Below are 5812 nucleotides of genomic sequence, written 5' to 3'. Positions count from 1 at the left end.
CCGGTCAGGCGTTCCCGGCGGCGCTCGGGACCTCGCAGGCCCCGTCGGCGTCGCAGGCGGCCGCGTCCCCGGCGGCGGTCACCGGACGGTCCTTCCACGCCTGCTCCAGGGCCTGGGTGAAGACCTCGGCGGGCTGGCCGCCGGAGATGCCGTAGCGCCGGTCGAAGACGAAGAACGGCACGGCGTTGGCGCCCAGTGCGGCCGCCTCCTGCTCGTCGGCGCGCACCTCGGCGGCGTACGCCTCCGGGTCGGCGAGCACGGTGCGCGCCTCCTCGGCGTCGAGCCCCGCCTCCGCGGCCAGCTCCAGCAGCACGGCGTCGTCGAAGACGGACCGCTCCTCGGCGAAGTTGGCGCGGTAGGCGAGGGTCAGCAGCTCGTCCTGGCGGCCGCGGGCCTTGGCCAGGTGCAGCAGCCGGTGGATGTCGAAGGTGTTGCCGTGGTCGCGGCCCTCGGTGCGGTAGCCGAGCCCTTCGGCCCGGGCGTTGTCCGCCACGTTGGCCTCCATGGCGCGGGCCTCGTCGGGGGTGCGTCCGTACTTGCGCGCCAGCATGTCGACGACCTGCTCGGTGTCGCCCTTGGCCCGGGCGGGGTCGAGCTCGAAGGACCGGTGCACCACCTCGACGTCGTCGCGGTGGGCGAAGCCCGCCAGTCCCTTCTCGAAGCGTGCCTTGCCGATGTAGCACCAGGGGCAGGCGATGTCGCTCCAGATCTCGACGCGCATGACTCTTCTTCTCTCCGTACTCTCCGGGGGCTGCCGGCTCAGCGCGGAGCCACCTCCGCTCCCCCGCCCAACGCATGAGGGGCCCGTGCCATTCCCGGGCCGCCTCCCTTGCGCTCAGCCTCTTCCGGGCGCCTGCGGCACCGCGAGGCGCAGCACCAGATGGTCGTCGTTCCGGGGCGTCTCCGGGTCGGCGGCCCAGCCGCATGCCGAGTAGAACGCCTGCGCCCGCCGGTTGGGCTCGAAGACCTCCAGGCGGGCCCGCGTCACGCCGCGCCGCTGCCAGTCGGCGAGGCACGCGAGGTGCAGGGCGCTGCCGATGCCCTCGCGCCAGTGGGCCGGGGAGACGTGGAGCTGGGTGAGGTACGTCCACCCGTCGTGCACCGAGTGGGCGGCGATGCCGACGACGGCGCCGTCCCGCTCGGCGACGAGCACCGTGGCGTCCTCCCGGTCCACCGCGCGGGCCCAGCCGTCCCTGCTCCGGCTCACCTCGGCCCGGCCCGCGTACTCCTCCTCGGCGAGATGTCCGCTGTAGTAGGTGGCCCTGGCCTCGGTGTGCAGGGCCACTATCGCGTCGAGGTCGTCCTGCGTCGCTGTACGGATCATGATGGGGAGGACGTGCGGTGCGGGGCGCCGGTTCCGCCGCCCCGCACCGTCAGCCGCCGTCGCGCATGTCGGCGATGCCACGGGGCCGGAAGGCGATCCGGTCGAAGGCCACCTCGCAGCCCTCGCCCGTGGGTGACTGGGCGAGGAAGCCGACCGAGGCGTGCGCGGCCTCCTCGGGGGTGCCCAGGGCGAAGACGCGGACGAAGGTCCACCGCTCGCCGTCGGCCGAGGCGTGGAAGGCGAAGGCGCTGCCCGTACGGCTCAGGCGCAGCCAGTGGGCGTCGCCGTCCACGACGGAGGAGTTGACGTCGTCCGAGTGGCCGCGGGTGACCACCGTGCAGACGGTCGGGCGGTCCGGGGACAGCTCCAGGCAGAGCTTGGCCCACTCCCGCTCGCCGGTGTGCAGGTAGAGCACCCCGGCGTCGAAGGCGGCGGCGAAGCCGACGCGCACCCGGGCGCTCAGCTGGAAGTCGCCGGCCGGGGCGGTGCCGAGGAGCCGGGGCGCGTCGCTCGCCGGGTCCAGGCTGTCGCCGCCCGGCGGGACGAACCGGTCCTGGCGGGCGCCGGCCCGGCCGGTGAGCACGCCGTCCTCGTACGCCCAGGCGCCGTCGGGTCCGTACGGCTTCAGCGGGAAGGGGAGTGCGGGGATCACGCGGTTCGTCCGTTCACGCGGCGGGGCAGGCCCAGCGGGTTGTCCTCGCGCAGCTCCGGCGGGAGGAGGGCGTCGGGGGTGGTCTGGTAGCTGACCGGGCGCAGCCAGCGCTCGATGGCGGTGGCGCCGACCGAGGTGGAGGTGGAGGTGGTGGCCGGGTAGGGACCGCCGTGGTGCTGGGCGGGGGCGACGGCGACGCCGGTGGGCCAGCCGTTGACGAGGACGCGTCCGGCGAGCGGGGTGAGGGCGGCGAGGAGGCCGGCGGCGGCGCCCTCGGCCTCCTCGGCGGAGATGTGGAGGGTCGCGGTGAGGTTGCCGGGGAGCCGGGACAGGACGGCGGTGATCTCGTCCTCGGCGGCGTAGCGGGCGACCACGGTGACCGGGCCGAAGCACTCCTCCAGGAGCGCGTCGTGCGGCCCCTCGGTGGTGAGCGCGCGGGCGGGGACGGTCAGGAAGCCGGCGGCCACGGTGTGCGCGTCGCCCGCGCCGGGGACGACGGGGGCGTCCACCTCCGGGAGGGCGGCGCGCTCGGTGACGCCGGCGAGGAAGGCGTCGCGCATCCGGTGGTCGAGCAGGACCCCGGGGCCGGTGCCGGAGACGGCGTCGGTGAGGGACTTCAGCAGCCGGTCGCCGCCCTCCCCCTCGGGCACCAGGACGAATCCGGGCTTGGTGCAGAACTGGCCCACGCCCATGGTCATCGAGGCGGCCAGGCCCGCGCCGATCTCCTCGCCGCGTTCGGCGGCGGCGGCGCCGGTGACGACGACGGGGTTGAGGGAGCCGAGTTCGCCGTGGAAGGGGATGGGGACGGGCCGGGCGGCGGCCGCGTCGAACAGGGCGCGTCCGCCGCGTACCGAGCCGGTGAACCCGGCGGCGGCGACCAGCGGGTGCCGGACGAGGGCGACCCCGGCGTCGAAGCCGTGCACGAGGGTGACGACGTCCTCGGGCAGTCCGCTCTCCGCCGCGGCCTCGCGCAGGAGGGCGGCGCACAGCTCGGAGGTGGCCGGGTGGTCGGGGTGCGCCTTGACGACGACGGGGCAGCCGGCCGCGAGGGCGCTGGCGGTGTCGCCGCCGGGCACGGAGAAGGCGAGCGGGAAGTTGCTGGCGGCGTAGACGGCGACGACGCCGAGCGGGATCTTGTAGCGGCGCAGGTCGGGCCAGGGCGGGGTGCGGGTGGCGTCCGCGTGGTCGATGTGGATGTCGAGGTAGGCGCCCTCCTCGACGACCTCCGCGAAGGCGCGCAACTGGGCGGCGGTGCGGGCGAGTTCGCCGTTCAGCCGGGCCGGGCCGAGGGCGGTCTCGGCGTCGGCGGCCGCCACTACGCGCTCGGCCGCACCGGTGAGCCGCTCGGCGGCGGTGCGCAGGAACGCGGCGCGCGTGGCGCGGTCGGCGAGGGAGCCGCGTACGGCGTGGGCGGCGCGGACCGCGCGGTCGACCTCCTCCGCTGTGGCCTCCGCCGCAACCTGCTCGCGCGGGTTCCCGCTGCGGGGGTCGACGCTCCAGACTGGTGCTGCTGCCACCGTTTTTCCTTCCGCTCCACTGCCGCACATCAGAAGTCGTCCGGTATAAGCTGTTCGGTATTCTGAACAGCGTTCCTGAACGTGAATGTGAAGCGACTCTATTTCCGGGCGTTCGGTGTTGGCAAGAAGTCACAGGGTTTCGTCGGTGGACTGAAAGGGGCACAGGGCGATGTCGGTTCCCGAGTCGGGTGGGGCACAGGTCAAGTCCGCGGTACGGACGGTGGAGCTGCTGGAGTACTTCGCCGGGCGGCCCGGCATGCACTCGCTCGCCGCGGTCCAGGAGGCCGTCGGCTACCCCAAGTCCAGCCTGTACATGCTGCTGCGCACCCTGGTCGAGCTGGGCTGGGTGGAGACGGACGCGACGGGCACGCGGTACGGGATCGGGGTCCGGGCCCTGCTCGTCGGCACCTCCTACATCGACGGCGACGAGGTGGTCGCCGCGGCCCGCCCCACGCTCGACCGGCTCTCCGACGACACCACGGAGACCATCCACCTGGCGCGGCTCGACGGGACGAACGTGGTCTACCTCGCCACCCGCCAGTCCCAGCACTACCTGCGCCCCTTCACCCGCGTCGGCCGCCGGCTGCCCGCGCACTCCACCTCCCTCGGCAAGGCCCTGCTGGCCACCTACAGCGACGAGCAGGTCCGCAAGATGCTGCCCGAGACGCTGCCCGCGCTGACCGAGCACACCCTGACCGACCGCGAGCGGCTCATCGAGGAGCTGCACCAGATCCGCGAGCAGGGGTACGCGGTGGACCGCGAGGAGAACACGCTGGGGCTGCGCTGCTTCGGCGTCGCCGTCCCGTACCGCACCCCGGCCCGCGACGCCATCAGCTGCTCCGTCCCGGTCGCCCGGCTCACGCCCGCCCACGAACAGCTCGTCAAGGACGCGCTGTTCGACGCCCGCGACCGGCTGACGCTCGCCACCCGCCGGCTCTGACCCCGCGCCCCGGACGAGACCCGTCTCCGCCGCGCGGCGGAGACGGATCGTCACCGGGCACGACGTGCCGGGGCGGCCCGCCCGGCAGCGTGGGGGCCATGACGCAGACCTCCGCCGCACCACCGGCCCCCGCGCCGCCCGCCCGCTCCCCGCGCGCCCTGCTGCGCGCCGTCGCCATCGCCTCCTGCCTGCCGTACATGGCGCTCAAGGCCGCCTGGGTGGCGGGCAGCCACCTCGGCATCCCGGACGGCAGCGTGCTGCTCGACCACCGCGCCACCATGGCCGTCGCCAACGCCGGCACCCTGCTGATGGACGGCGCGGTGGTGGTCCTCACCCTGCTGCTCACCCGGCCCTGGGGGACGCGGGCGCCCGCCTGGCTGCTCGCGCTGCCGATGTGGACGGCGACCGGGCTGCTGCTGCCGATCATGGCCGGCTTTCCGCTGCAACTGCTGGTGCGGGCGCTGGGCGGAGAGACCCCCGGCGAAGGCGGGACCGGCCGGCCGTTCCTGGAGGAGTGGGTCTTCGGCGTCGTCTACACCGGCTTCATCGTGCAGGGCCTGGCCCTGGGCACCCTGTTCGCGCTGTACGCCCGCGACCGCTGGGGCCACCTGTGGCGGGGCACCCTGCGCGAACTGCCCGACAGCCCCACCGCCCCCGCGCTGCGGGCCGGGGCCGTCGCGGCCTCGCTGCTCGCCCTGGTGCCCGGCGTCCTGCACCTGCTGTGGGCCTGCGGGGCGACGGTGGGGCTGAACGAGGCCCGGATCGCGGAGCGCACCGCCGGCGACTCCGCCCTCGAAGCGGTCTACGCCGTCTGCGTGGCGGCCGGCGTGGCCGGGGTGCTGCTCCTCGCCTTCCGCCGGTCCGCGCTACCGCTGCGGGTGCCGCTCGCCCTGGGCTGGTGCGGCTCCGCGGCGACGGCCTGCTGGGGCGGCTGGATGAGCGTCGGCGCGCTGTCGGGCGCCGACGAAGCCGCCCGACAGCCCACGGCCGCCATGGTGTTGACCTACGCTGTCCAGATGCTCGTCGGGACGCTCATGGTGACGGTGGGCGCGTACTTCCTGGCGGAGCGCGCGGCCGGGACGCGGGACGCCCCGGCATGACCCCGCTCATCGGCCGGCGCGCCCGCCTGCGCTGGCTGCATCTGATCATCGGCGGCGCGCTCCTGATGCCGTACTTCCTGGTCGGCACGGTCGTCGTGAGCCTGTACGCCCCCGGCACCGACGTCTTCGGCCCGCTCCCGGCGACCTTCTCCGCCTTCGGCTACGCCCTGCCGATGGCCGCGCTCACCGCGCTGCTGCCCACCGCCCGGCCGCTGTCGGTGGCCGCCGCCCGCGCCCTGTGCGACCCGGCCCCGGCCCGGCCGCTGGCGGACGGGCCCG

General features: G+C 75.1%; 6 protein-coding genes and 1 pseudogene. 3 read left to right on the top strand and 4 right to left on the bottom strand.

What is annotated here, in order from left to right; all coding sequences use genetic code 11:
- Positions 1-4: 4 nt before the first annotated feature.
- The 4 genes from MHW47_RS31130 to MHW47_RS31115 form a co-directional block, all read right to left on the bottom strand.
- Positions 5-721, bottom strand: a complete 717-nt coding sequence (locus MHW47_RS31130; RefSeq protein WP_239227220.1) for a DsbA family oxidoreductase — start codon at positions 719-721, stop codon at positions 5-7.
- 114 nt (positions 722-835) lie between these two features.
- Complete coding sequence (locus MHW47_RS31125; protein WP_308381733.1) at positions 836-1405, bottom strand: GNAT family N-acetyltransferase; 570 nt, start codon at positions 1403-1405, stop codon at positions 836-838.
- Positions 1374-1976, bottom strand: coding sequence for a DUF1349 domain-containing protein (locus tag MHW47_RS31120; protein WP_239227218.1), 603 nt, complete (start codon positions 1974-1976; stop codon positions 1374-1376). Before MHW47_RS31120 ends, MHW47_RS31125 begins: the two co-directional genes overlap by 32 nt.
- On the bottom strand, positions 1973-3493 hold the full coding sequence (locus MHW47_RS31115; RefSeq protein ID WP_239227217.1) for an aldehyde dehydrogenase (NADP(+)): 1521 nt from the start codon (positions 3491-3493) through the stop codon (positions 1973-1975). Before MHW47_RS31115 ends, MHW47_RS31120 begins: the two co-directional genes overlap by 4 nt.
- Positions 3494-3662: 169 nt before the next feature.
- Here MHW47_RS31115 and MHW47_RS31110 point away from each other — a divergent pair, with 169 nt between their 5' ends.
- The 3 genes and pseudogenes from MHW47_RS31110 to MHW47_RS31100 all read left to right on the top strand — a co-directional run.
- Positions 3663-4433 carry an IclR family transcriptional regulator gene (locus MHW47_RS31110; protein ID WP_239227216.1) on the top strand — a complete coding sequence of 257 codons (771 nt, stop codon included), beginning with the start codon at positions 3663-3665 and terminating at the stop codon, positions 4431-4433.
- Positions 4434-4531: 98 nt separating this feature from the next.
- On the top strand, positions 4532-5533 hold the full coding sequence (locus tag MHW47_RS31105) for a hypothetical protein (RefSeq protein ID WP_239227215.1): 1002 nt from the start codon (positions 4532-4534) through the stop codon (positions 5531-5533).
- Positions 5530-5812, top strand: a pseudogene (locus MHW47_RS31100) (histidine kinase); the annotation flags it as partial. The gene MHW47_RS31105 and the pseudogene MHW47_RS31100, both read left to right, overlap by 4 nt.

It is taken from the genome of Streptomyces sp. OfavH-34-F, from assembly GCF_022347745.1.
GTDB lineage: Bacteria > Actinomycetota > Actinomycetes > Streptomycetales > Streptomycetaceae > Streptomyces.
Note: the sequence above shows the minus strand (reverse complement) of the source record. Positions and strands in the feature narration are given on the sequence as shown.

Excerpts from the sequence above, each read along its gene's own strand:
- MHW47_RS31130 (WP_239227220.1), bottom strand. The coding sequence starts at position 721 with ATGCGCGTCGAGATCTGGAGCGACATCGCCTGCCCCTGGTGCTACATC.
- MHW47_RS31110 (WP_239227216.1), top strand. The coding sequence starts at position 3,663 with ATGTCGGTTCCCGAGTCGGGTGGGGCACAGGTCAAGTCCGCGGTACGG.
- MHW47_RS31105 (WP_239227215.1), top strand. The coding sequence starts at position 4,532 with ATGACGCAGACCTCCGCCGCACCACCGGCCCCCGCGCCGCCCGCCCGC.